The sequence below is a fragment of the Streptomyces sp. NPDC043867 genome (assembly GCF_056435845.1).
Window position 1 is genome coordinate 1 of record NZ_JBWKDS010000069.1, and the last position, 21,680, is coordinate 21,680.

Below are 21,680 nucleotides of genomic sequence, written 5' to 3' on the forward strand. Positions count from 1 at the left end.
GCACATCTGCGGCGTTGTCGTCGGTCGCCGACGCTCCGCGTCGACTCCCTCCTCCGCCTTGCAGCTGCACGCGCCAGACCCCCCTCGGGTCGGTCAGGACGAACCGTCGGTCACAGCCAACCTGATCCAAACGACAGGCCCTAGCCGAGGGTCTGGGCCGCCGCAGGCGAGGAGTCCTTCAGGAACTGGCTGCAGCGCTCGTACTCCGCCTGCTCGCCGATCGCCTGCGCGGCGCGGGCGAGGCCGTGCAGGGCGCGCAGGAAGCCGCGGTTCGGCTCGTGCTCCCACGGCACCGGGCCGTGGCCCTTCCAGCCGCTGCGGCGCAGGGAGTCAAGACCGCGGTGGTAGCCCGTACGGGCGTAGGCGTACGACTCCACGACGCTGCCACGCTCGTAGGCCTCGTCGGCCAGCCGGGCCCAGGCCAGCGAGGACGTGGGGTACTTCGCGGCGACCTCGGCGGGAGAGGTGCCGTTCGCGAGGAGCTCGCGGGGCTCCGGGTCGTCGGGCAGTTCGGTCGGGGGCGGTCCCCCGAGAAGGTTCTCGTGAAGGCTCATGCCCCCAGTCTGCGCCATCCCCCACCCCACGGAACCCCCTCCCCGGGCGTCGACGGGTACCGCCTGGACACCCGCCCGCACCCGCCCTCCCACAGAAGAGGCCGTGCCGGTCCCGCACCGCAATCGGCACGGCCCGCACCCGCCCTCGCACGGAAGGGGCCGTGCCGGTACATCAGATGCCCGTTGCAGGTCGGGCAGACAACCCCGGCCCACCCCCGCAGCCCACGCGCACGCCCGACATGCAACGGGCGGATGTACCGGCGCGGCCCCGACCCACCACCGGAGCCCAGGCGCCCCACCGAAGCGAGCGCGCGCACCGGAGCCAAGCCGCACCTACTCCCGGCGCGACGACTCCAGCGGCGGCGCCGTCACCCACCCGTGCGTGCGGCACTCCGGGCGCCGGCACCTCGGCCCCGGCCTCCGCACCGTCGCGCACGCCACCCCCGCCCCCAGCACCAGCACCCCCGCACACCACGGCATCGCCCGCCGGAACGCCGCGTCGAACTGCTCCGCCGACCGGTACGCCTCCGGCCCCATCCCCGCCAGCAACGGCAGCGCCGCCACCGCGACCAGCCCCGCCGCCCGGGCCGCCGCGTTGTTGATCCCGCTGGCCAGCCCGGCCCGCTCGGTCTCCACGGACGCCAGCACCGTGGCCGTGAGGGGCGCGACGAGGCTCACCATGCCCGCGCCCATCACGAGCACCGCCGGCAGGACGTCGGCCGCGTACGACGCGTCCGGCCCCACCCGCAGCATCAGCAGCATCCCGGCCGCGCACAGCAACGGCCCCACCGTGAGCGGCACCCGCGGCCCGATCCGCTGGGCGAGATCCCCGGAACGGGCGGAGAACAGCAGCATCAGCACGGTCGTCGGCAGCAGCGCCGTACCCGCCCCGAGGGCCGAGTACCCGGCGACGACCTGGAGCTGGAGCGCGGTCAGGAAGAAGAACCCGCCGAAGGCCGCGTAGACGCACAGGGTCACGAGATTGACCGCCGTGAACTGCCGGGACGCGAAGACGTCGAGCGGCATCATCGGATCGGGCCGCCGTCTCTCGACGAGCACGAAGGCGACTCCGGCGGCGACTCCGGCGACCGCGCTGACGGCGACGACGAGGGACCCGTTCCGCGCCTCGATCAGCGCGTACGTCACCAGGGCGAGCGACAGCGCGCCCAGCACCGCTCCGAGCACGTCGAAGCGCCCGTGACGGCGCCCGTCGGACGACTCGGGAACGTGCCGCACCGCGACGGGCGCGCAGAGAAGGGCCAGCGGCACGTTCAGGAGGAAGACCCAGCGCCAGCCGGGCCCGTCCACGAGCCAGCCGCCGAGGAAGGGCCCGACGGCCGCGCCGACACCGCCGAAGCCGGACCAGAGCCCCACCGCCTTGGCCCGGTCGTCCGGGTGGAAGGACGCCTGGATGAGCGAGAGCGAACCGGGCGTGAGCAGCGCCCCGCCGACCCCCTGGAGGGCGCGCGCCGCGACGAGGACGCCCGCGCCGGGCGCGAGACCGCAGAGCAGGGACGCCGCCGCGAACCACACCACACCGATCACGAAGATCTTCCGGCGTCCGAAGCGGTCGCCCAGGGCACCGCCGAGAAGGATCAGCCCCGCGAGGGTGACCAGGTACGCGTTGACGGTCCACTGGAGCGCGGCGAGATCGGCGTCGAGGTCCCGGCCGATGCGGGGCAGGGCGACGTTGACGACGGTCGAGTCCAGCAGGGCCATGCTGGAACCCAGGACCGTGGTGAGCAGGATCCACTTCCCCTGGGGGGAGGTGATCCGGACGGCCGGTGACTCCAGCGGCGGAACAGCCATGGAACCGATCATCCCGCGCCCGTGGCCCCACGGCCAGGTCTCCGGCCCCCCGGCCGCCGGCCCCCGTCACGACCACCACCGCACCCGCCCACCGGCACGCGAAGGGCCCGGCACCCCCACGGGTACCGGGCCCTCCGTCACCAACCGGTGGTGACCGCCGGACGACTACTTGATCTTCGTACCGGTGGACCGGAGGTTCCCGCAGGCCTCGGTGACGCGCTTGGCCATGGACGCCTCGGCCAGCTTGCCCCAGGTGCGGGGGTCGTACGTCTTCTTGTTGCCGACCTCGCCGTCGACCTTCAGGACACCGTCGTAGTTGCGGAGCATGTGGTCCGCGACGGGCCGGGTGAACGCGTACTGCGTGTCCGTGTCGAGGTTCATCTTCACGACGCCGTTCTCCAGGGCGGTGGCGATCTCCTCGGCCGTGGAGCCGGAGCCGCCGTGGAAGACGAAGTCGAACGGGGACTGCTTGCCGTACTTGGCGGCGACGCCCTCGTTCAGCTCCTTCAGGAGCTCGGGGCGCAGGACCACGTTGCCCGGCTTGTAGACACCGTGCACGTTGCCGAAGGAGGCGGCCAGCAGGTAGCGGCCCTTCTCACCGAGGCCCAGCGCCTCGGCCGTGCGGATCGCGTCGTCGACCGTCGTGTACAGCGAGTCGTTGATCTCGTGCGTGACGCCGTCCTCCTCGCCGCCGGTCGGGGTGATCTCGACCTCGAGGATGATCTTCGCGGCGCGGGCGCGCTCCAGCAGCTCCTGGCCGATGGCCAGGTTGTCCGCCAGGGTCTCCGCGGAGCCGTCCCACATGTGGGACTGGAACAGCGGGTTGCGGCCGGCCTTGACGCGCTCCTCGGAGACGGCCAGCAGCGGGCGCACGTACCCGTCGAGCTTGTCCTTGGGGCAGTGGTCCGTGTGCAGCGCGACCGTGACCGGGTACTTCTCGGCGACGATGTGGGCGAACTCGGCCAGGGCCACGGCACCGGTGACCATGTCCTTGCTGTACTGACCGCCCAGGAACTCGGCACCGCCGGTGGAGATCTGGATGATGCCGTCGCTCTCGGCCTCCGCGAAGCCGCGCAGCGCAGCGTGCAGGGTCTGGGTCGAGGTCACGTTGATGGCCGGGTAGGCGAACTTGCCTGCCTTCGCCCGGTCGAGCATCTCGTTGTAGACCTCGGGGGTTGCGATGGGCATCTGTCCGCTCCTTGTATGTGCGGGTGGCGTGGTGCTTACGGCCCTGACCTAGGGGGGCGACGTCATCGTCGTCCCCATCTTTCCAGACGGGGCCCGATGGTCCACCCACCGTGTCCGGCCTGTGGACAACCGGGCCCCGCCCCTGTGGACAAGCCCTGGGGACAATCCTCAGTCGAGGCCCAGCTCGTCCTTGGAGAAGGCGAAGAGGTAGGGCACTCCGGCACCCTCCTGGATCTTCTCGGCGGCCCCCGTCGCCCGGTCGACGATGGTGGCGACGCCGACGACCTCGGCACCGGCCTCGCGGACGGCCTCGACGGCGGTGAGCGGCGAGCCGCCGGTGGTGGAGGTGTCCTCGACGACCAGGACACGGCGGCCCTTGATGTCGGGGCCCTCGACCCGGCGCTGCAGTCCGTGCGCCTTGGCGGCCTTGCGCACGACGAACGCGTCGAGCCGCCGCCCGCGCGCGGCGGCGGCGTGCAGCATGGACGCGGCCACGGGGTCGGCGCCCATGGTGAGGCCGCCCACCGCGTCGAAGTCGAGCTCCGCGGTCAGGTCGAGCAGCACCTGGCCGACCAGCGGCGCGGCCTCCCCGTCGAGGGTGATGCGGCGGAGGTCGACGTAGTAGTCCGCCTCGAGACCCGAGGAGAGGGTCACCTTGCCGTGCACCACGGCCTTGTCCTTGATCTGCTGCAGCAGCGCGCCGCGCGTGCCTGCCGGCGTTACTGCGTTGACGTCACTCATGCGAGCCAGCTTAGAGGCGCCGCGGGCCCGGCCCCGCCTCCGCCTCAGAGGCGTCGCCAGGTCCAGGTGGTGGCGGCTTCGAGGGGTTCGATGGGAGTGACCAGCCTCGGCAGGGAGTTGAGCCCGTCGGGCGGCCCGGTCTGCGGCTCCACGCAGACGGCGGCCTCCTGCTCGTCGTACACCACGACCCATTCCTCGCGGCTGGTGACCTTCAGCTCCAGCTGCTCCGGCCAGGTGATGGTGACGTCGACGCCGTCGGGCATCCCGAAGCAGTCGTCCCAGGGGCCGGGCTTCGGCTCGGTCCGCCGCCCGGTGGGCAGGTGGTCGTCGCCGCGCTCCTCCTGCCAGGCGGGCGCGAAGTCCAGCCGGGCGTCCCCGCCTGCGCCCAGGTTCCGGTTGAACCAGGGGTGCCAGCCGATCTGCGCCGGGAATGAGGACTCGTGCGCCTCCACGGCCATGCCGAGCGTGAGGCTGTCCTCGGTCAGGGTGACGATCTGCGTGACGCGGCCGGGGTGGGGCCAGGGGTCGACGAGGTCGTACGTGATGACGGCCTCGCCGTCGCCGGCCCGCGCGGTGCGCCAGGCGCCGTCCCGGACGGTGCCGTGGATGGCGTGCGGCGGGGAGTTGAGGGGCAGCTGCCGGACGACGCCGCCGTCCCGGAAGCGCCCGTCCCGGGTCCGCCCGCACCAGGGCACCATCGGGAAGCACCCGAACTTCGCGCCCTGCCGCAGCAGTTCTACGCCGCCGACCCGTAGTCCGCCCACCCGTCCGCCGTTGCCCGGCTGTACGGTCACCTCCGCGTCACCCGCGGTCAGCGTGATGTCTTCGTTACTCACGCGGCCGACCCTACTGGCCGGACGGAGCCGCTTCAGCCCGTCCGGCGCTTCCGTCCCGGCCCGTCCGGCGCTCCGGGCCCCCCACGCCCCGCCTCACCTCACTGCACCGCACTTCACCGCCGCCTGCGCAGCGCCCGCCCGACGACCACGGCCGAGGCCAGCGCGAGTGCCGCGGCGGGCGCCGCCCACCGCAGCGTGGCACCGGCGGAGGCGGGCTCGGGCGCGGGCACCGGCGCGTACCGCCCGCGCGGCGGCGCGTGATCGACCTCCTCGGCGCTCCGCCCGATCATCGTCCGGCGCGCGTGCGCCGCCTCGGCGGGCGGTTCGTCCACCAGGTCCAGTTCCTCGCCCACGAGCTCGTCGTCCGCGAGGTCCTCCCCGAGTTCCTCCTCCTCGGCCTCCGCATCGGCGACGGAATCGAGGGAGGGCGCCGGCACGTCGGCCCCGTACACCGGGGACGGAACGGCCCCAGAGCCGGACTCGGACCCGGGCCCCGACTCGGACCCGGACTCGGACCCGGGCCCCGACTCGGACCCGGACTCGGGCCCGGAGCCCGCCTCGGACCCGGAGCCCGCCTCAGACCCGGACCCGGACTCACCGGCGGGCGCACCCCCGGCGGCCGCCCCCGCTCCTGCCCCCGCTGCCGCGCCCGACCCCAGGTTCTCCGCGAACCGGTCCAGCAGCCGCGTCACCGCCGAGGCCACCGCCTCCGCGGGGAGCTCCTCGACCCGCCCGTCCGCCGTGGCCCCGCCGCCGAAGGCGACGGTCGTCCCGCCGTCCGCGGGCGTGAGCCGCAGGGTGAGGGCGAGCTTGACGGCGCCGGTGCCGCGGGACTCGGTCGCGTCGCCCTCCACGGAGTACGACCCGTCGCCCCGGGCGGTGACCCGCAGTGCCCCGCGGTACGTGATGCTGTGGCTTCCCACGCGGATCTTCAGCCGCCCGGAGACCGGCGCCGTCCCCGCGTCCTGCTGGAGTCCCGGGACCGCCCGGGCGACCCGCGCGGGGTCGGCGAGCGCCTTCCTCAGCCGCTCGGCCGCAACCGGAACGAACACCTCATGGTCCATGTCGGCCGAGCCTACCCAGCATGGCCCGAAGCGCACCCGTGCATCACGGGATTCCCCGGTTTCCGCGCCCGCGGGGGACTCAGTCGGCGTACCGCGGGTGGACCAGGGTGGAGGGCGGCAGGCCGGTGACGCGGGTGGCGGCCGCGGCGCGTGCGTCGGCGGCCGGCACCGCGCCGGCGAGGCCGTGCGGCCGGGGCTCGCCCGGGTCCACGCGCAGCGGCGGGCGCGTACGGGAGGCGAGGACGAAGCCCCAGTCCCGCGGGCCGCGGGAGGCGCCGGTCCTCCGGTCGAGGCCCGCCGCGAGGCCGGAACCCTGCCCGCCGACGCGGTACGGGGCGGTGCGCAGCCCGGCGGCCCGCACGGTGGCGTCGACCGTCCAGAAGGTCCGGGCCCGGGAGCGGACGGGGCCCGCGTGCACCACGAGCCGCCCGCCGGGTGCCAGGACGTGGCGGGCGAGGCCGTAGAACTCCTGGGAGTAGAGCTTGGTGCTCGGCGTGATGCCCGGGTCGGGCAGGTCCGAGATCACCACGTCGTACGTGGCGCGGGTGCGGCGCAGCCAGTCGAAGGCGTCGCCGATCGTGACGTGGACGCGCGGGTCGTCGAAGGCGTGCCGGTTGAGCGCGGACAGGGCGGGGTCCCGGCGGGCCAGCCGCACGACTCCGGCGTCGAGTTCGACCACGTCGACCCGGCGCACCCCGGGGTGGCGCAGCACCTCGCGGGTGGCGAGTCCGTCGCCGCCGCCGAGGACGAGGACGCGGGCCCGGGGCCCGTGCAGCGCGGGGTGGACGAGCGCCTCGTGGTAGCGGTGCTCGTCGCGGCCGCTGACCCGGAGCCTGCCGTCGAGGTAGAGGCCGAGGGGGTGGCCGCGGGTGCCGCCGGTGAGGACGACCTCCTGGACGCCGGTCCGCAGGGCGACGCGTACGTCGCCGCCGTACACGGCGTTGCGGGCGGCCCGTTCGAAGTCGTCGGCGAGGACGGCGGCGGTGGCGAGGAGCGCCAGGACGACGAGGTCGGCGGCGAGCAGCAGGCAGCACGCGCGCCGGGTGAGGTCCTGCCGGAACAGGCCGAGGACGAGCGCGCCGCCGGCGATCACGTTGACCGCGCCGGTGAGCAGGGCGCCGGTGAGCTGGCCGCACAGGGGCAGCAGGAGGAAGGGGAAGGCGAGGCCGCCGACCAGTGCGCCGACGTAGTCCGCGGCGAAGAGGTCCGCCACCGCGCCGCCCGCGTCCTGGTGGCGGATGCGCTGGATCAGCTCCATCAGGAGCGGGACCTCGGCACCGATGAGGAGGCCGATGGCCAGCGAGAAGGCCACCACGAGGCAGTGCGATCCGCTCGCCCAGGCCCCGCCCCGGTCGCCGGTCCAGGCGAACATCGCGTACAGCGCCATGGCGCTGCATCCGCCGACCAGGGCGAGGGCGGCCTCGACCGCGCCGAAACCGGCCGCGGCGCGGCAGCGCAGCCGCTTCGCCGCGAGGGAGCCGATGCCCATCGCGAAGACCATCACGGAGAGGACGACGGACGCCTGCGTGACGGAGTCGCCGGTCAGATAGGAGGCGAGGGCGACGAGTTCGAGTTCGTAGACGAGGCCGCAGGCGGCGCAGACGAAGACGCAGGCGAGGACGAAGAACCGTCCGGTGCCGGGCCGCACGGGCAGCCGCGCCCGGCCCCCCTCGTCTCCCGGCGGGGGCGCGCCGGGTTTCGGGGCTCCCCGTGCTCGCGCGACACCGCGAGTGGAGGAGGGCACGTGCGGATCGATCACGCCGCCTACGCTACGTGACGATGACGGCACGCCTCGTCACCCACACGTGTGGAACCTGTCTGTCTGTGCGACCACCCGCCGCCGGCGCCCTGCGGTTGTGCCCCGGATCCCGAAGACGGGCCGTCCGGCGCGTCGTTCAGGCGGCGGACGGACTGAGGGACGTGACGCGCGCACTCACTTTCGTCCGGGTGGCGACGAGTTGGCCGTCCTGCGGGTACGCGTGCCAGGTGCGCCAGTGCACGTGGCCCTCGTGGTGCTGGGCGAGCAGGGCGGTGAAGGCGTGCGGACTGCCGGGGAAGACGCCCGCGAGGCCGTGGGGGTGGTCGGCGACCAGGGCCAGCAACTCCTGGGCGCGTCCGGCGAAGGAGTGGGGCGGGAGTGTCTCGACGCGGGCCGCGAACTCGTAATCCCAGTCGCCGATCCGCTTCGCGACGCCGAGCGGCAGCGGCGTGCTGCTGCCGGGAATGCACGCGACGGTCTCCGAGCAGCTGCCGCCTTCCCGCTCGAGCAGCACCTGGTGGGAGGCACCGAGCAGCCGCAACTGCAGTTTCGCGTCGGCGAGTTCGAGATCGAGGGTGGCGAGCGCCGACAGCGGCTCGAGGCCCAGGGTCCAGGCGAGGTCGGCCGCCCGCGTGTCGGTGTACGAGGTGTTCAGGGTCGTGAGCATGGGTCGGCTCCGCTATTGCGCAAAGGGAGTTGGGGGGGGGAGGCCTGTGCAACCGGTCGATGCCGGGGAGATCGGCCAGGTCGGTCCGGGTCGGCGGGGACAGATCCGAGGGCCGCGTTGGTGATTTAGAGGGAATCATGAACTGTGGCGCGACCACAGCGCTTTTACCCAACTTCGTAGGATTTCCATCCCCCCGAGGGCTACACAGCTCAACTGTTCAACTACGGCGTACGCCTGGCGCGCGGACGCCGTCTCCGCGAGCCGCCGCCGCTGCGCCCCGAAAGGCTGACGTGCCCAGCGGGGCGACCCCCTCCGCGCGGTTGACGTGGCCGGCGTTCCGGACCGGTCCGGAACGCCGAAGTGCCCGTCGGGGGACGTCCCCCGGCGGGCACTTCGGTGTGTGCGGATGCGCTTCCCCCGAAGGGAGCTCGGCTGCCCCGTGTCAGCTGCCTCCCCCGCATCCGCCCCCGCCGCCGCACGACGACCCGCCTCCGCAGGACGAGCCGCTGCTGCACGACGAGCCGCCACCGCAGGAGTGGCCGTGGTGGCCGCCGCCGGACGACCCGCAGGACGCGGCCGTGCCGCCCCCGCCGGCCCACCAGCTGCCGTTGCCGCCCCCGTGGCGGGAACGCGCACCGCGGCCCTTCGATCCGATGACGGACTTCCTGCGGCCGCGGCCCGCGGCCGTGAAGACCGCGATCAGAGCGATCAGGCCAACCGCCAGGATGATGCCTGTGAACATGGCGTCATCCTCCTTTCACTTCCCCCGAAGCGGCCCCCCGTGGGCTGCGTGGAGGGGGGATGCCCTCACGGGGTGCGCGCCAAAGCAGAGTTGAGGAACTCCAGAGCTTCGGCGCAGGATGGCGGTCATGACCTTCAGCGCACGTCCTCTCCTGAACCGCCGGCTCGCCGAGTTCGGTACGACGATCTTCGCGGAGATGTCGGCCCTCGCCCTGAGCACCGGATCGATCAACCTCGGCCAGGGCTTCCCCGACACGGACGGCCCGCGGGAGATCCGGGACGCGGCGGCGCGGGCGCTCACGGAGGGGTGCGGGAACCAGTACCCGCCGGGTCTTGGCGTGCCCGAGCTGCGGACGGCGGTCGCGGCGCACCAGCAGCGGCGCTACGGGCTGTCGTACGACCCGGACACCGAGGTCCTCGTCACGGCCGGTGCGACGGAGGCGGTCGCCGCGGCCCTGCTGGCGCTGGTGGAGCCCGGTGACGAGGTGGTCGCGTTCGAGCCGTACTACGACTCGTACGCGGCCTGCATCGCGATGGCGGGCGGGACGCGGGTGCCGGTGACGCTGCGCCCGCACGAGGGCGTGTTCCGGCTGGACCTCGACGAGCTGCGGGACGCGGTCACCGACAACACGCGGCTGCTGCTGATCAACACTCCGCACAACCCGACGGGCACCGTGCTCACCCGTGAGGAGCTGGCCGAGATCGCGAAGCTCGCCGTGGAGCGGGATCTGATCGTGGTCACGGACGAGGTGTACGAGCACCTCGTCTTCGACGGCGCCGAGCACCTGCCGCTGGCGTCCTTCCCGGGGATGCGCGAACGGACGGTGAGCATCAGCAGCGCGGGCAAGACGTTCTCGTTCACGGGCTGGAAGGTCGGCTGGGTGACGGCGGCGCCCGGCCTCGTCGCCGCGGTCCGCTCGGCCAAGCAGTACCTGACGTACGTGGCGTCGGGGCCGTTCCAGTACGCGATCGCCGAGGCCCTCGCGCTGCCGGACGCGTACTTCGAGGGCTTCCGCGCGGACATGCGGGCCAAGCGGGACCTGCTGTCCGCGGGGCTGGCGGACGCGGGCTTCGGGGTCTTCCGGCCCGCGGGCACGTACTTCGTCACCACCGACATCCGGCCGCTCGGGGAGAGCGACGGTTTCGCCTTCTGCCGCTCGCTGCCGGAGCGCGCCGGGGTGGTCGCCATTCCGAACGCGGTCTTCTACGACCACCGGGAGGAGGGCGCCCCCTTCGTACGGTTCGCGTTCTGCAAGCGCACGGAGGTGCTGACAGAGGCGGTGCAACGGCTCCGCAAGGCATTCGCGGGCTGACCGCCGCCCTGCGGGACTGGTCGACGCGTTCCCCGCCGCCTGCCACGCCTCGCCCGCCCAGCACTTTCGCGCTGCGGGCCGTCACTTCGGCGCTTGCCGCACCGACAGGGACGGACGTACAATTTTCTGTACGTAGAGGAGGGTCGATCGTGAAGACCATGACGTATTCCGAGTCGCGCGCGCGGTACGCCGAGGTGCTCAACTCCGTCACCGACGACCGCGAAGAGGTCGTCATCACCCGGGCCGGACATGAGCCGGTCGTCATCGTCTCCCTGGAGGACTACGAGTCCCTGAAGGAGACGGCGTACCTGCTGCGCAGTCCGGCCAACGCCCGGCGCCTGCTCGCGTCCATCGACGAGCTGGAAAACGGCGGCGGCACCGTGCGCGAGCTGGCGACCGACGAATAAGGGCTGCCTCGAGTTGAAGATCACCTTCTCTTCCCGTGCCTGGGAGGACTACCTGTGGTGGCAGCTCCAGGACCGGAAGACCCTCAAGCGCATCAACACGCTCATCACGGACATCACCCGGAACGGCAACGAGGGCATCGGTAAACCGGAACCGCTCAAGCACGGATTCCAGGGCTACTGGTCGCGCCGCATCAACGACGAGCACCGGCTGATCTACAAGGCCACCGAGGACGGCGTCCTGATCGCGCAGTGCCGCTACCACTACGAAAGCTGACGGGACTCGGGGTCGGGCACAGCGCCCTTCTCGCAACCCGCCCCGCGCTGCACGCGAATAGGTGCGCGAACAGGGAGTGGGCTGGGTGACGGCGGCGCCCGGCCTCGTCGCCGCGGTCCGCTCGGCCAGGCAGTAATCACCACCGACATCCGGCCGCTCGGGGAGAGCGACGGTTTCGCCTTCTGCCGCTCGCTGCCGGAGCGCGCCGGGGTGGTCGCCATTCCGAACGCGGTCTTCTACGACCACCGGGAGGAGGGCGCCCCCTTCGTACGGTTCGCGTTCTGCAAGCGCACGGAGGTGCTGACAGAGGCGGCGGAACGGCTCAGTACGCTGCGGGCGTGACTGTCCGGACGTGACGGCGCGTCCGACGACGGCACCGCCACACCGGGAGACCTTCGTCAGCGGGCGTCCGTCTCGGGCTCCGGGCGCGGGAGTTCGTCGAGGTCGAGGGTGAAGGTCCGGCCGTCGGCCAGGGGGATGGGGAGCTTGCCCGTGGCGTACTTGTGGGTGTGTGCCGCGATGTAACCGGTGGCGGTCGGCTGGGTGTGAAGGACGACTTCCTGGGCGTAGGGGTCCACGATCAAGTAGACCGGGATGCCGTAGCGGCCGTACTTCGCGGTGCAGTCGTCGTAGTCCTTGCGTGCGGAGGAGGTCGAGACGACCTCGGAGATCAGCAGGACGTCCTCGAAGCTGTAGCGCTTTCCCTCCCGGCGGGCGTCCTCCCGGAGGATCGCCAGACCGGGGGCGGAGTTCTCGTCGGCGGGGAAGTCGATGTAGACGTCGGAGGCGGTCTTCGCATGGCGTCCGAGGGACACGACCGTGTCGTACTGCATCGACTTGATCGTGCCGGAATGCTCGAAGCTCCGCGGAGTCATGATCACCTTCCCGTCGGCCCCGAACAGGACCGTGTACCCCTTGGGGAACTCGGTGTGCACGATCGCGTCGACACTCATGGACGGCTCCTTCCCGTGCGTGGTCAGGATACGAAGCACAGGCCGAACCGGACCGCCGCTGGATGGCGGGGTGAGCGCCGTCTCCCATTGCCTCAGCCGGCCGCGCGGAGTTGGTCCCGGGTCCGGCAGTCCCGGCAGCGGCCGGGTTCCGCCGTGCGGAATCCCCGGTCACAGCCGTCGCAGTTCCGCATGGGCACGACCGCCGGACGTACGGGCGGTTCCGCGCTTCTCGCCGGTAGCGGCAGGGGTGTCTCCTGGAGCCGGTAGGCGAGGAGGCCGGCCGGGCGGGCCAGGAAGCGGTCCGGGAGCCGTGCGGTGAGGTGGTCCGTGATCTGCGTGGGCAGGAGGCCTGCCGCGAGCCACCGGGTGACGGCCGGGGCGAGGCGGGCGGCTTCCGGCGCGGACACGATCAGCCGGGGGTCGGCCCGGCGCAGGGCGGCGAGTACGGCGATGGCCCGGGGGTCGGCGTCGGCGTCGGCGTCGACGAGCGGCAGCGGTGTCCTTGCCCCGGCCGGTCCGGGCGCGGGGGCCTTCTCTTCCGCGGGCGCGGGCGCCGGTGGGACCGCCGCGGTGACGGCATGCCTTCGGGGTCGGCGGGGCCTCGGCGGCTCGGGAGGCGCGTCCGGGTCCGGATCGCCGCCGGGGACATCGTAGAAGTACGTCCGGGTACGGACCTGGCCGGTGGGTGTTCGCTCGCGGCGGCGCTCCAGGTATCCGGCCGTCTCCAGCTCCCTGAGCGCCCGCGAGATGAGGATCTCGCCCTCGCTGAAGTGCTCGCACAGGACGGCGATGCTCACGGGGGAGCCGTCGGGCAGGGAGGAGATGTACGCCGCGACGCCGACCGTGACCGCGCTGCCCCGTCGCTGGGCGAGGGCGTTGGAGATCACCGTGAAGTCGGCCGTGAGGCGGGTGCGGACGTGGATCACGCCGGACGTCGGAGTTCCGGCTTCGGCGCGCAGGGGCGCGTTAGACTGCGGGTCAGCCATCGGGAAGGGTCTTCTTCCTGAGCGGTCAGGCCCTCGTTCGGGATTGCCGTCCCGGCCGGGGGCCGTATGCGTTTGCGGTTGTCGCGGCGAACGTAACCGTCCGTATCCCGCCCCGGCAAGCCGGTCACCCGGACGGGTGACGCGGGCTTCGCGGCCGGGGAGGGCGGGTGGGTGGGTGGTTCTTTCCCCCGGTTCTTTCAGGAGGTCAGCGGCCGACCGGACCCTCGCGGACAAGGGCCCGGCGAGCCCGGAACACGGACGGCGACCAGGCCCCGGCCACCTCAGGAACGGTGGTGCCCGGCCTTCAACTCGCCTATGAAGGCATCCCAGGCGGCGACCTCGAAGCACAACGCGGGACCGAGCGGGACCTTACTGTCACGCACCGGGACGACGGCCACGAACCCGTCGGCCACCTCCACGCAGTCGCCGCCCGCCTGATTGCTGTAACTGCTCCTGCGCCACGCGGCGCCGTTCAGATCGGGAAGGGAAATTCGCGCCATGGGGGTGCCCTCTCGTCAGGAACGATGGTGCCCGGACTTCAACTGGCCTATGAAGACATCCCAGGCGGCAGCCGCGAAGCACAACGCGGGACCGAGCGGGACCTTACTGTCACGCACCGGGACGACGACCCGGAACCCGCCGGCCACCTCCACGCAGTCGCCCCCCTCCTGATTGCTGTAGCTGCTCTTGCGCCAGGCGACGCCGGTCAGATCGGGACGGGACCTTCGCTCCACGGTGGTTGTCCTCCATCACGGATCGGATCATGTCGAGCGACATGAGCGGGGGCAGAGCTGCCGCCCGCAGCCGATCGTAGGTCAGCGCGAAGCTCCTGACCTCGTGCGGATCTTCGACGAGTTGGCCGAAGTGCGCACCTTCCGTATAAGCGCTCTCCGAGCCGTCCGGCAGGTTCAGCATCGTGAGTGAGCCGCCCATGACATCGTGCTCGCCCTGGTCGAACGGCAGTACCTGCACGGTGATGTGAGACTCCGCAGCGGCGCCGAGCAGTCGCGCCAACTGCTCCTGCATCACCGGCCGACCGCCGATCGGACGTCGGAGCACCGACTCATCGAGGACCACCCACAGTTCAGGCCGATCGGGCGTACCGAGACGCTCCTGTCGTCCCATGCGAAGGGCGACCCGCTCTTCCAACTGCGTTTCGCTGCCGAGCGTTCGGCCGACTCTCAGAACGGCCCGCGCATAGTCCTCCGTCTGCAAAAGACCCGGCACCACGTGGGCCGCGTACTGCCGGATGGCCACCGCCCGCTCCGAGTACTCCATGAACTTCCGCGACCAGTCCGGGAACGCCTCCCGGTACACGTACGGCCACAGCTCGACGAGCAGATCGTCCGCGCCGAGGGCCGCGTCCAGCGCACGCGCGAGGTCCAGCGTCGGCTTCGCCCGGGACGCCCGCTCGATCTGCGTGATCCGCGTGCTCACCACGTGGGTTCTGTCGCCGAGTTCGGTCTGGGTCAGTCCGGCCGCCGTGCGGAGCCGGCGCACCCGTGCGCCGAACAGCGCGGCCATCGACGTACTGGGGTCGATCCCGTTGGCCAAAGCGTCACTTCCGTTCCTTACGGGCTGAAAAGTAAGGCTGTGTCACCTGTCGGCGTAGGCCGACCGGCCGACTCTTATGCACGGAACGTGACGTCTCGCATACGTCACGGGATGCCTCGGCTCGACAGACAGGGACGGACACCGTGCTGACAGGAACGACCGCATCGGACCACGGGTCGCACGAACTCCCCTCGCTGACCGCGCAGTTCGCGTCGTCTGCGCGGGGTGCCCGCCTCGCCCGGCGGCTCGCCGTCCGGCGCATGGAGGAGTGGGGTCACCCGCCGGCGTCGGACGTGTCGTGCGCGGTCGCCCTCGTCGTCGGCGAGCTCGCCGCGAACGCCGTACGGCACGGCCGGGCCCCCGGACGCGGCTTCGGTCTCGGGCTCGCTCTCCACTCGGCCGCGGGTCTGGTGCGCGTCGAGGTCTCGGACGCCGTCTCCGCGAAGCACCCGCCCGCGGAGCCGCCCGTGCCGGACCCGGAGGGCGAGTCCGGCCGGGGACTGTTCCTGGTGGACGTCCTGGCCGTGCGCTGGGGGTCGGAACCTCGTCACCCCGTGGGCAAGACGGTCTGGGCGGAGCTGTCCACCCGGGCGGACCTCCCCGGCTGACGCACGCCGGCACCCGGAACGGGGGTTTCTAGTGCCGTATCAAGCAACGTTCGCCCTGTTGTTGTCCTGTGTCATGAACCACAGCGGGAACGAGTCGCTGCTGTGCGGCTGTTAGAGTCCCGGCCGACGAAGGGGGGCCGCTCGTGGCCAAGGTCAACATCAGTCTCGATGCCGAACTGGTGGTGGAAGTGATGGTCCTGGCCGGGGTCGGATCGCCCCAGGACGCCGTCGAAGCGGTCGTGCGTGACTACATCGCCCGGGGGCACCGCACCGAGGCGCGCACCGAGCTCAGAGACCAGAGCCTGCGCGAGGTCGAGGTCAAACCGCAGGAGCCCCAAGGCTGACCACTGTGATCGCGTGACGTCGCGCCACCTCCGTCGGCACGCGTCCAGGACTCGGGGGGCAGGGCAGTCGCGGAGCATGAGCGCCCGCCCAGGTTGCTGTCCTCGCCCGGCTCGCTGTGGCGAAACCGCCACAGCGGCGACCGGCGCCATGTGCCGACGTCGACAGGGCGAACGTTGCCTGGTGCGGCACTAGGGCCTGTCGTTTGGATCAGGCTGGCTATGACCGACGGTTCGTCCTGACCGACCCGAGCGGGGTCTGGCGCGTGCAGCTGCAAGGCGGAGGAGGGAGTCGACGCGGAGCGTCGGCGACCGACGACAACGCCGCAGATGTGCGTGCCAGACCCCGCGACGCCGGCATGATCCAAACGACAGGCCCTAGCACCGTGGCGGCCGCTCCCGCGCGCGGCGCGCCGGACCGGCGCGATCCGTACCCGCACGGCGGGGTGATGCTCGCAAATGCCCCGTAAGGGACGCACAGTTCGGATGTGACCCACGCGAGTACCATCCCCGCCCCCGCCAGGGAGTCCGGTGCCGGGGGCCGCGGCCGCCCGGTTCCCGCCCCGCGGCGGCTGTCCACGACGGCGGCAGGCGCGCTCGGACTGTTCGCCGCCGCCCGTCTCACCGGTGTCCTCGTGCTGTCCGTGGCCGCCTGGGCCCAGGGAAAACAGCCGCTCGCCCTGCTCGGCCGGTCCTGGGACTCGGTCTGGTACCTGGGGATCGCGGCGCACGGCTACGGGCACACCCTGCACGTCGGGCCGGCGGTCGCCCGCAGCGACCTGGCGTTCTTCCCGCTCTACCCGGCGCTCATCCGCTCCGTCACCGCGCTGACCCCGCTCGGCGGCGGCGCCGCGGGCCTGGTGGTCGCCTGGACCGCGGCTGCGGCCGCCGCGTACGGGATCTATCTCGTCGGGGCGCGGCTGCACGGCCCCGCCGTCGCCACCCTGCTCGTCCTGCTCTGGGGGCTGCTGCCGCACTCCGTCGTGCTGTCGATGGCGTACACGGAGCCCGTGCTCACGGCCTTCGCCGCCTGGTCGCTGTACTCGGTGCTGACCGGGCGGTGGGTGTGGGCGGGGGCGCTCGCGGCGATGGCGGGGATGGCGCGGCCGAACGGGGTAGCGGTGGCGGCGGCGGTCCTGACGGCGGCGGCCTGCGAGATCGTCCGGGCGCGCGGCCGCGATGTTTCCCACAGCCTGTGGACGGGCGCCGCGCTCGCGCCGCTCGGCTGGGGCGGCTACGTCCTGTGGGTCGGCCGCCGCGAGGGTGATCCGCTCGGCGGCTACTTCGCGGTGCAGCGGCTGTGGGGGTCCCGCTTCGACTTCGGCCGCGGTTCCCTGGGCTTCGTGAAGCACCTGCTGCTGCACGGCGGCCGTTTCGTCTTCCCCATGACGATGGTGATCGTGGCGGCGGCCATTCTGCTGTTCGCGCTGCTGGTCGCGGACCGCGCCCCGCTGCCCCTGCTCGTGCACAGCGGCGTCCTGCTGCTGATCGCGCTGGGCGGCTCGGGCTTCTTCGAGTGCAAGCCGCGCTTCCTGCTGCCGGCGTTCCCGCTGCTGCTGCCGCTGGCGGGCGCGCTGGTGCGCACGGCAAGAGCCCGGCCGTGGCACGCGACACTGGTGGTCGGCGCCCTCGCCGGGCTCTCGTTCGCCTACGGGGCGTATCTGGTGGCCGTCGCCCATACGCCCCTGTGAGTGGGGGCCGGGACTACTCCTCGTCGTCCCCGGGCTTGTCCGCCTCGTTGACTTCCTGTTCCAGGCCGAGCTGCTCGACGAGCCACTTGTCGAACTCGATGGCGGCCCGCACCCAGCTGACCGTCGACGAGACGAAGTGCTCCAGGCTGACGCCGGTGCCGATCAGCATCTGCGCCTCGCCGATGAGCCGGACGGTGCCGTCGTCATGCGTGTGGCTGTAGACCTTCGGCCACAGGGTGCGACGGTTCCAGTCGTCGATGGACTCCAGCAGCGCGGGCTTCTCGTCGATCTGGTGCGGCCGGTCGTAGAACGTCCGGACCGAGAAGACCTGCTGGTCACCCTCACCGCGGAACATGAAGTACGTACGGAACTGCTCCCACGGCGCGACGAGGTCTCCCTCTTCGTCGACGAGGTGCTTGAGCTCCATCTGGTCGAGGAGCTGCTTCACAAGGTCCTGATCCGGGACGACGGGGCCCGCCGGTCCGCCGGGCTGCGGCTCGGGCTGGCCCCCGAAGTTCGGAATCGAGGACGGGTCGATGCTCACCGTGTATTTCCCTTCGTACGGATTACGCCATCCTCCCCCATGCGGGGCGGGGAGTGGCAACCCCTGGCGGGCCTGTCCGCCGGGGGCTGACACGATCTGGCCGATCTCCGCCGACGGGCGGGCCGGGCGCGCCTCGCCGTGGCCGGGCGGCTACGGCGTGCGCACGAGGTCCCGGGAGGGAACCCCCGCTGCGGGGCTCCCCCGCCGGGTACCCCGACGGCCGCCGGGGACTACATCGTCCTGCCTGCCGGGCGGTCCGCCGCCGGGCCCACGATCAGGCCGTCGCCGGCGGCGTCCACGCGGACGGTGTCGCCGTCCTTGACCTCGCCCGCGAGGATCTCCTTGGCGAGCCGGTCGCCGATCGCCGTCTGGATGAGGCGGCGCAGCGGCCGGGCACCGTAGGCCGGGTCGTTGCCCTTGTCGGCGAGCCAGGCCAGGGCCGCCTCGGTGACCTCCAGGGCGAGCCGCCGGTCGGCGAGGCGCCGGGCGAGCCGGTCGATCTGGAGCCGGGCGATGCGTTCCAGCTCCGTCCTGGAGAGCGCCGAGAAGACGACCAGGTCGTCGAGCCGGTTGAGGAACTCCGGCTTGAAGGAGGCCCGTACGACCTCCAGGACCTGTTCCTTCTTCTCCTCCTCGGTGCTGACCGGGTCGATCAGGAACTGGCTGCCGAGGTTGGAGGTGAGGACCAGGATGGTGTTGCGGAAGTCGACCGTGCGTCCCTGACCGTCCGTCAGGCGGCCGTCGTCCAGGACCTGGAGCAGGATGTCGAAGACCTCCGGGTGCGCCTTCTCCACCTCGTCCAGCAGGACCACGCTGTACGGGCGCCGGCGCACGGCCTCCGTCAGCTGGCCGCCCTCCTCGTACCCGACGTATCCGGGCGGGGCGCCCACCAGGCGGGCGACGCTGTGCTTCTCGCCGTACTCGCTCATGTCGATGCGGACCATGGCCCGCTCGTCGTCGAAGAGGAAGTCCGCGAGCGCCTTGGCCAGTTCGGTCTTGCCGACGCCGGTCGGGCCGAGGAACAGGAAGGAACCGGTGGGCCGGTCGGGGTCGGCGATGCCGGCCCGGGTGCGCCGCACGGCGTCGGACACCGCGCGGACAGCCTCCGACTGTCCGATCAGGCGGCGGCCCAACTCGTCCTCCATGCGCAGGAGTTTCTGGGTCTCGCCCTCCAGGAGACGGCCGGCCGGGATACCGGTCCAGGCGCCGACGACGTCGGCGATGTCGTCCGCGCCGACCTCCTCCTTGACCATGGTGTCGCCCTCGGCGGCCTCCACCTCCTCCTCGGAGGCGGCCACCAGGTCCCTCTCCAGGTCCGGGATCTCGCCGTAGAGCAGCTTGGACGCGGTGTCGAAGTCACCGTCGCGCTGGGCGCGTTCGGCCTGGCCGCGCAGCTCGTCGAGCTTCTCCTTCAGCTCACCGACGCGGTTGAGGGACTGCTTCTCCTTCTCCCAGCGGGCGGTGAGGCCGCGCAGCTCCTCCTCGCGGTCCGCGAGGTCGCGGCGCAGCTTGTCCAGGCGCTCCCGGCTGGCGGCGTCGGTCTCCTTGCCGATCGCCAGCTCCTCCATCTTCAGCCGGTCGACGGCGCGCTGGAGTTCGTCGATCTCGACGGGGGACGAGTCGATCTCCATGCGCAGCCGGGACGCGGCCTCGTCGACGAGGTCGATGGCCTTGTCGGGCAGGAAGCGCGAGGTGATGTACCGGTCGGAGAGGGCCGCGGCGGCCACCAGGGCGCTGTCCGCGATCTGCACCTTGTGGTGGGCCTCGTAGCGCCCCTTGAGCCCGCGCAGGATCGCGATGGTGTCCTCGACGGTCGGCTCGGCGACCAGCACCTGCTGGAAGCGCCGCTCCAGGGCGGGGTCCTTCTCGATCCGCTCGCGGTACTCGTCGAGGGTCGTCGCGCCCACCATCCGCAGCTCGCCGCGGGCCAGCATGGGCTTCAGCATGTTGCCCGCGTCCATGGCGGAGTCGCCGCCGGCGCCCGCGCCCACGACGGTGTGCAGCTCGTCGATGAAGGTGATGATCTGGCCGTCGGAGTCCTTGATCTCGGCGAGAACGGTCTTGAGCCGCTCCTCGAACTCGCCCCGGTACTTCGCGCCGGCGACCATGGCGCCGAGGTCGAGCGCGACGAGCCGCTTGTTCCTGAGGGACTCGGGCACGTCGCCCTTGACGATCCGCTGGGCGAGTCCCTCCACGACGGCGGTCTTGCCCACACCGGGCTCGCCGATGAGGACGGGGTTGTTCTTGGTGCGCCGGGACAGCACCTGGACGACCCGGCGGATCTCCTGGTCCCGGCCGATGACCGGGTCGAGCTTGCCCTCCCGCGCGGCGGCGGTGAAGTCGGTACCGAACTTTTCGAGTGCCTTGTACTGGCCCTCGGGATCCGCGGTCGTCACCCGGCGCCCTCCCCTGGTCGTCTGGAACGCGGCCAGCAGCTTCTTGGCACTGGCTCCCTGCGAGGACAGTACGTCCGCGGTGCGGCCGCCCTTCGCGGCGATGCCGATCAGCAGGTGCTCGGTGGAGAGGAACTCGTCGCCGAGCTCCTTGGCCCGCTCGGCGGCGTCGGCGATGACGGCGAGCAGCTCGCGGTTGGGCTGCGGGGGCGCGACGGTGGAGCCCGCCACGCTGGGCAGCGCGGCCAGCACCTGCTCGGTCCCGGTGCGCACGGCCGCCTGGTCGGCGTCGACCGCGGCCAGCAGATCGGTGATGTTCTCGTTGTCCTGGCCCGCCAGCAGAGCGAGCAGCAGGTGGGCGGGGGTGAGGTCCGGGTGGCCCTCGGACACGGCCCGGGTACTGGCCGCGTTGATCGCGTCCCGGCTCCTGTTGGTCAGCTCGGCGTCCACGGTCGCTGTCTCCTCCTCGCGTCAGTCGTCCTCATCCTGACTTCGGGAACGTACACAAAGTTGAGTCTATTCCACTCAAGAAGGTCCGCGGGACGAGAAAGGGTTAAGTTCCCGCCATGGCCGCATACCCCGTGAACCCGCGCGACCCCGACGCCGCCTATCTCGCCTTCTGGCGGGAGCGCCACCTGTGCACCCTGACCACCCTGCGCCCCGACGGCTCCCCGCACGTGGTGCCCGTCGGGGTGACCTACGCGCCGGAGGAGGGGCTGGCCCGGGTGATCACGAACGGGTCGAGCACGAAGGTGGCCAACATCGTGGCGGCGGGGGCGGGCGGTGCCCGGGTCGCGGTGTGCCAGGTGGACCGGCGGCGCTGGGCGACGCTGGAGGGGCTCGCCGTCGTGCACCGGGAGCCGGAGCGCGTCGCGGAGGCGGAGCGGCGCTACGCGGAGCGCTACGGGCGGGTCCCCTCACCCAACCCCGCCCGGGTGGTGATCGAGATCGAGCTGACCTCGGCCATGGGGCGCGGCTGATCCCCGACCCGGCCGATCCGGGCGGCCGGGCGGCCGGGCGGCCGACGCGCCTCGCCGATGCGGATCACCGCGATTCGACGCGCCTCGCCCGATGCGCAATTACCGCGATTTTTCGCCCCAAAAGCGCAGCGGGGGGGGGGGGGGGGGGGGGGGGGGGGGGGTGGGGGGGGGGGGGGGGGAGGGAGGGGGGGGGGGGGGGGGGGGAGGGGGGGAGGGGGGGGGGGGGGGAGGGGGAGAACGGGGAGGAGTAGTCGCCCTCCGTGGCCGTGGACGTGTG

At 72.3% G+C, this 21,680-nt stretch carries 23 protein-coding genes and 1 pseudogene; 8 read left to right on the top strand and 16 right to left on the bottom strand.

Annotated elements, in window-relative coordinates:
• Positions 1 to 140: 140 nt before the first annotated feature.
• The 9 genes from AC069T_RS36985 to AC069T_RS37025 all read right to left on the bottom strand — a co-directional run bounded on the left by AC069T_RS36985 (position 141) and on the right by AC069T_RS37025 (position 9,360).
• Entirely contained in the window at positions 141 to 554 is a 414-nt protein-coding gene (locus AC069T_RS36985; protein WP_358854796.1) for a DUF3151 domain-containing protein, read from the bottom strand.
• 333 nt (positions 555 to 887) lie between these two features.
• Positions 888 to 2,363, bottom strand: coding sequence for an MFS transporter (locus AC069T_RS36990; protein WP_478786923.1), 1,476 nt, complete (start codon positions 2,361 to 2,363; stop codon positions 888 to 890).
• A gap of 165 nt (positions 2,364 to 2,528) precedes the next feature.
• Entirely contained in the window at positions 2,529 to 3,551 is a 1,023-nt protein-coding gene (gene fbaA, locus AC069T_RS36995; protein ID WP_358854794.1) for a class II fructose-bisphosphate aldolase, read from the bottom strand.
• A gap of 168 nt (positions 3,552 to 3,719) precedes the next feature.
• Complete coding sequence (gene pyrE / locus AC069T_RS37000; RefSeq protein WP_478786924.1) at positions 3,720 to 4,292, bottom strand: orotate phosphoribosyltransferase; 573 nt, start codon at positions 4,290 to 4,292, stop codon at positions 3,720 to 3,722.
• A gap of 44 nt (positions 4,293 to 4,336) precedes the next feature.
• Positions 4,337 to 5,128 carry an aldose epimerase family protein gene (locus AC069T_RS37005; RefSeq protein WP_358854792.1) on the bottom strand — a complete coding sequence of 264 codons (792 nt, stop codon included), beginning with the start codon at positions 5,126 to 5,128 and terminating at the stop codon, positions 4,337 to 4,339.
• 113 nt (positions 5,129 to 5,241) lie between these two features.
• Entirely contained in the window at positions 5,242 to 6,192 is a 951-nt protein-coding gene (locus tag AC069T_RS37010; RefSeq protein WP_478786925.1) for an SRPBCC family protein, read from the bottom strand.
• Positions 6,193 to 6,271: 79 nt separating this feature from the next.
• Positions 6,272 to 7,951 (bottom strand): polyamine aminopropyltransferase, encoded by a 1,680-nt coding sequence (locus tag AC069T_RS37015; RefSeq protein WP_478786926.1) that lies wholly within the window; start codon positions 7,949 to 7,951, stop codon positions 6,272 to 6,274.
• A 136-nt stretch (positions 7,952 to 8,087) separates the two neighbouring features.
• Complete coding sequence (locus AC069T_RS37020) at positions 8,088 to 8,618, bottom strand: DUF2617 family protein (RefSeq protein ID WP_478786927.1); 531 nt, start codon at positions 8,616 to 8,618, stop codon at positions 8,088 to 8,090.
• 442 nt (positions 8,619 to 9,060) lie between these two features.
• Positions 9,061 to 9,360, bottom strand: a complete 300-nt coding sequence (locus AC069T_RS37025) for a hypothetical protein (protein ID WP_478786928.1) — start codon at positions 9,358 to 9,360, stop codon at positions 9,061 to 9,063.
• A gap of 118 nt (positions 9,361 to 9,478) precedes the next feature.
• On the opposite strand from AC069T_RS37025, the gene AC069T_RS37030 reads away from it, so the two are divergent.
• The 4 genes and pseudogenes from AC069T_RS37030 to AC069T_RS37045 all read left to right on the top strand — a co-directional run.
• On the top strand, positions 9,479 to 10,672 hold the full coding sequence (locus AC069T_RS37030; RefSeq protein WP_478786929.1) for a pyridoxal phosphate-dependent aminotransferase: 1,194 nt from the start codon (positions 9,479 to 9,481) through the stop codon (positions 10,670 to 10,672).
• 149 nt (positions 10,673 to 10,821) lie between these two features.
• Complete coding sequence (locus tag AC069T_RS37035; protein WP_037676836.1) at positions 10,822 to 11,079, top strand: type II toxin-antitoxin system Phd/YefM family antitoxin; 258 nt, start codon at positions 10,822 to 10,824, stop codon at positions 11,077 to 11,079.
• Between the two features lie 13 nt (positions 11,080 to 11,092).
• Positions 11,093 to 11,353 (top strand): Txe/YoeB family addiction module toxin, encoded by a 261-nt coding sequence (locus tag AC069T_RS37040; RefSeq protein ID WP_386351831.1) that lies wholly within the window; start codon positions 11,093 to 11,095, stop codon positions 11,351 to 11,353.
• A 129-nt stretch (positions 11,354 to 11,482) separates the two neighbouring features.
• Positions 11,483 to 11,695 (top strand): annotated as a pseudogene (locus tag AC069T_RS37045) (aminotransferase); the annotation flags it as partial.
• 56 nt (positions 11,696 to 11,751) lie between these two features.
• Here the strand turns inward: AC069T_RS37045 and AC069T_RS37050 are convergent.
• The 5 genes from AC069T_RS37050 to AC069T_RS37070 all read right to left on the bottom strand — a co-directional run bounded on the left by AC069T_RS37050 (position 11,752) and on the right by AC069T_RS37070 (position 14,816).
• Positions 11,752 to 12,306, bottom strand: coding sequence for a Uma2 family endonuclease (locus AC069T_RS37050; RefSeq protein WP_478786930.1), 555 nt, complete (start codon positions 12,304 to 12,306; stop codon positions 11,752 to 11,754).
• Between the two features lie 92 nt (positions 12,307 to 12,398).
• The gene (locus tag AC069T_RS37055) at positions 12,399 to 13,292 is read right to left on the bottom strand and encodes a hypothetical protein (protein WP_478786931.1); all 894 of its coding nucleotides are present in this window, start codon (positions 13,290 to 13,292) and stop codon (positions 12,399 to 12,401) included.
• A 281-nt stretch (positions 13,293 to 13,573) separates the two neighbouring features.
• On the bottom strand, positions 13,574 to 13,792 hold the full coding sequence (locus AC069T_RS37060; RefSeq protein ID WP_478786932.1) for a DUF397 domain-containing protein: 219 nt from the start codon (positions 13,790 to 13,792) through the stop codon (positions 13,574 to 13,576).
• A 15-nt stretch (positions 13,793 to 13,807) separates the two neighbouring features.
• Positions 13,808 to 13,945 carry a DUF397 domain-containing protein gene (locus tag AC069T_RS37065; protein ID WP_478786933.1) on the bottom strand — a complete coding sequence of 46 codons (138 nt, stop codon included), beginning with the start codon at positions 13,943 to 13,945 and terminating at the stop codon, positions 13,808 to 13,810.
• Positions 13,902 to 14,816 carry a helix-turn-helix domain-containing protein gene (locus AC069T_RS37070; protein WP_478786939.1) on the bottom strand — a complete coding sequence of 305 codons (915 nt, stop codon included), beginning with the start codon at positions 14,814 to 14,816 and terminating at the stop codon, positions 13,902 to 13,904. Before AC069T_RS37070 ends, AC069T_RS37065 begins: the two co-directional genes overlap by 44 nt.
• Positions 14,817 to 14,989: 173 nt before the next feature.
• Here AC069T_RS37070 and AC069T_RS37075 point away from each other — a divergent pair, with 173 nt between their 5' ends.
• The 3 genes from AC069T_RS37075 to AC069T_RS37085 all read left to right on the top strand — a co-directional run bounded on the left by AC069T_RS37075 (position 14,990) and on the right by AC069T_RS37085 (position 17,486).
• On the top strand, positions 14,990 to 15,454 hold the full coding sequence (locus AC069T_RS37075; protein WP_478786934.1) for an ATP-binding protein: 465 nt from the start codon (positions 14,990 to 14,992) through the stop codon (positions 15,452 to 15,454).
• A gap of 143 nt (positions 15,455 to 15,597) precedes the next feature.
• A complete protein-coding gene (locus AC069T_RS37080) occupies positions 15,598 to 15,798 on the top strand; it encodes a type II toxin-antitoxin system VapB family antitoxin (RefSeq protein WP_478786935.1) in 201 nt (66 codons plus the stop codon).
• A gap of 485 nt (positions 15,799 to 16,283) precedes the next feature.
• Positions 16,284 to 17,486, top strand: a complete 1,203-nt coding sequence (locus AC069T_RS37085) for a hypothetical protein (protein WP_478786936.1) — start codon at positions 16,284 to 16,286, stop codon at positions 17,484 to 17,486.
• 13 nt (positions 17,487 to 17,499) lie between these two features.
• Here AC069T_RS37085 and AC069T_RS37090 read toward each other — a convergent pair whose 3' ends face one another.
• Positions 17,500 to 18,030 carry a YbjN domain-containing protein gene (locus AC069T_RS37090; protein WP_355789325.1) on the bottom strand — a complete coding sequence of 177 codons (531 nt, stop codon included), beginning with the start codon at positions 18,028 to 18,030 and terminating at the stop codon, positions 17,500 to 17,502.
• Positions 18,031 to 18,260: 230 nt separating this feature from the next.
• Positions 18,261 to 20,873: an ATP-dependent chaperone ClpB gene (gene clpB / locus AC069T_RS37095; RefSeq protein WP_478786937.1), complete on the bottom strand. Its 2,613-nt coding sequence runs from the start codon at positions 20,871 to 20,873 to the stop codon at positions 18,261 to 18,263.
• 116 nt (positions 20,874 to 20,989) lie between these two features.
• Here clpB and AC069T_RS37100 point away from each other — a divergent pair, with 116 nt between their 5' ends.
• Positions 20,990 to 21,403: a pyridoxamine 5'-phosphate oxidase family protein gene (locus AC069T_RS37100; RefSeq protein ID WP_478786938.1), complete on the top strand. Its 414-nt coding sequence runs from the start codon at positions 20,990 to 20,992 to the stop codon at positions 21,401 to 21,403.
• Positions 21,404 to 21,680: the final 277 nt, after the last annotated feature.